Origin of the sequence: Streptomyces fulvoviolaceus (genome assembly GCF_000718165.1) — a bacterium.
In the GTDB taxonomy this organism is placed as follows: domain Bacteria; phylum Actinomycetota; class Actinomycetes; order Streptomycetales; family Streptomycetaceae; genus Streptomyces; species Streptomyces fulvoviolaceus.
In genome coordinates this window covers 1-2,548 of the sequence record NZ_JOEY01000134.1, presented here as the reverse complement: position 1 = coordinate 2,548, position 2,548 = coordinate 1, and the positions used below count along the sequence as shown (strand labels likewise).

Below are 2,548 nucleotides of genomic sequence, written 5' to 3'. Positions count from 1 at the left end.
CCAACTTGCTGTGCGACGTGAGGCCGCACGTTCGGAAGTGAGGTAATTCTCGTGGAGAGGTTCAGACAAGGAATTCCTCCGAATTAGTGTCTCGATTACGTCCCCGCGCTCACATGCGTCGCTGGTAACGGCGGGGTGTGAAGCTGAGCGTTCAAGCCCAAGGGCACTTCGACCATCGGAAGGCCACAGGCGAGGGGAAGGCTGGACGGGCGAACACGCGTGAACCCTTGGTTAATGCCTCGGGAAATGGGACCCCTGAGATGGCTCGCTTTCGCAGGGGAGGGCCCGGTGCTGCAAGGCACAGGCGGCTTCCGGTGCAAGCAACAACGGAAGTGGGACACCGCCGGCCACGGGGTAGAGAGGGCGCCCACCCCAGCCGCATCTTCAGCGTGCGGAACACGGAAACCCTGTCGGGGTCCGGACTGGTCCGGTAAGCCGACCGCAAGGGAGGCCCAAATCCCCGGCAGGAACAGGATGGTCCAAGAAGCGAATGCCGGTAGGCCGAAAGGCCAGGGGAAACCGGTCGGCGGCTCTCTCCACGCCGCTTGCCGTATAACCCGCCGGATACGGGCCCTGGTGGCCCGGCCCGAAAGGGCGCCCACGTGGACCAGGTGAGCCTTTGAAGCGCCAACGCAAAGGCGCTGGAACCGAGGGACAAGTTGGATACCGGAGGCGGACATGAGCACCACGAAGGTGGCTGCAGCCACCCGCCCGCCCGAGGGGAACGGACCCGAGGACGGAATCTCCGACTGGCACACAATCCACTGGGCCAGATGTGAGCGTGACGTACGGCGGCTGAGGCAGCGGATCTTCAAGGCATCGCAGGACGGGGACCTGAAGAAGGTCCGTAACTTGCAAAAGCTCATGCTGAGAAGCCATAGCAACACGCTGGTGAGCGTGAAGCGGGTGACCCAGCAGAGCCAGGGCCGCAAGACGGCGGGCATCGACGGGGAGACAGCCCTCACCCCAGCGGCGAGGGCCCGGCTGGTGGCCGAGTGCCATCGGTCGGCTGCTCCCTGGAGGGCCCGTCCGGTCAGGCGGGTCTACATCCCCAAGGCCAATGGCAGGCAGCGCCCACTCGGTATCCCGGTCATCCGGGATCGGGTGCTCCAGGCGCGCGTGAAGAACGCGCTGGAGCCGGAGTGGGAGGCGCGGTTCGAGTCGCGTTCCTACGGGTTCCGGCCCGGCCGCAGCTGCCAGGATGCCATCGCCTCCATCCGCCAGACGGCGCGCGGCCCGCGGGCAAAGCGTCGTTGGGCGCTGGATGCGGATCTGGAAGGGGCCTTCGATCGCATCAGTCACGATCACCTGATGGCCGTGCTCGGGCAGTTCCCCGCCAGGGACCTGGTCCGCGCCTGGCTGCGGGCGGGCGTGATGGACTGCGGGAAATGGGCGCCGAGTGTGGAGGGCACTCCGCAGGGCGGCGTCATCAGCCCCTTGCTGCTGAACATTGTGCTGCACGGGATGGAACAGGCAGCGGGCTTCCGTGCCGACGGGTATCGCACGCGCGTCAACCACGCGTCCGCCGGTGTGCCCGCATTGGTCCGTTATGCCGACGACTTCGTGGTGCTCTGTCACAGCGAGGAGGAGGCATACCGGGTCAAGGAGGATCTGCGTGTCTGGCTTGCGCCGCGCGGTCTGCGTTTCAATGAGGCCAAGACGAAGGTCGTGCACCTTGATAAGGGGTTCGACTTTCTGGGTTTCACGATCCAGCGGCACGGCGGCAAGCTGAACATCAGGCCGAGCAAGGCAGCTTGCAACGCGCTGCGGAAACGACTGCGGACGGACGTGCGGGCCCATCGGGGCGCGCCCGCCCGAGCGGTCATTGCGAAGTTCAACCCGGTGGTTCGGGGTTGGTCGGCGTATTACCGGAGTGTGTCTTCCCATAGAGTGTTCTGCGGGATGGACAACTACATGTTCAAGCTGCTCTACAAGTGGGCGAAACGCAGCCATGAGAACCGTTCGGGGCTGTGGATCAAGCGCCACTATTTCGGCAGGTTCAACAAGACCAGGCGGGACAACTGGGTGTTCGGTGACCAGGCGACTGGCGCCTATATTCAGAAGTTCTCCTGGACGCGCTGCTCCATACATCACTGCGTCAAGGGTGCTGCGTCCGTGGACGACCCCGCCCTGGCGGATTATTGGAGCGCGCGTCGCCGCAGCACAGTGCCACCGCCGATGGACAAGACGAGTCTTATCCTGGCGGTCCGGCAGAAGGGGGTGTGTCCCCTTTGCCAGTTGGCGCTGATCGACGGGGCCGAATATGAGCCGGACAATCTGCGGGAATGGATTGAATGGTTCGTGGCGACGAGGAAAATGCTCAACAAGCACCACCTCGTCTACCGCAGCAGCGGCGGGACGGATAGACGGACCAACCTCAGCCTTGTTCATGCCGATTGTCACCGCTCGTACCATGCAAACGACGGAAATCGGGACGTAAGTTACCGTCCAGTGAAGCCCTGGCGGCTTGCTTGAGCCGGATGCGTTGAAAGGCGCACGTCCGGTTCTGAGGGGGCCGGGGCCCAGAGATGGGCCCCGGCTACCCGAC

1 protein-coding gene is annotated in these 2,548 nt (G+C 64.4%); it reads left to right on the top strand.

The genetic code is table 11. The features are described from left to right. Nucleotides 1–678 precede the first annotated feature (678 nt). Nucleotides 679–2,475, top strand: a complete 1,797-nt coding sequence (ltrA, locus tag IG08_RS0153090) for a group II intron reverse transcriptase/maturase (RefSeq protein ID WP_030622004.1) — start codon at nucleotides 679–681, stop codon at nucleotides 2,473–2,475. The last annotated feature ends 73 nt before the right edge of the window (nucleotides 2,476–2,548 follow it).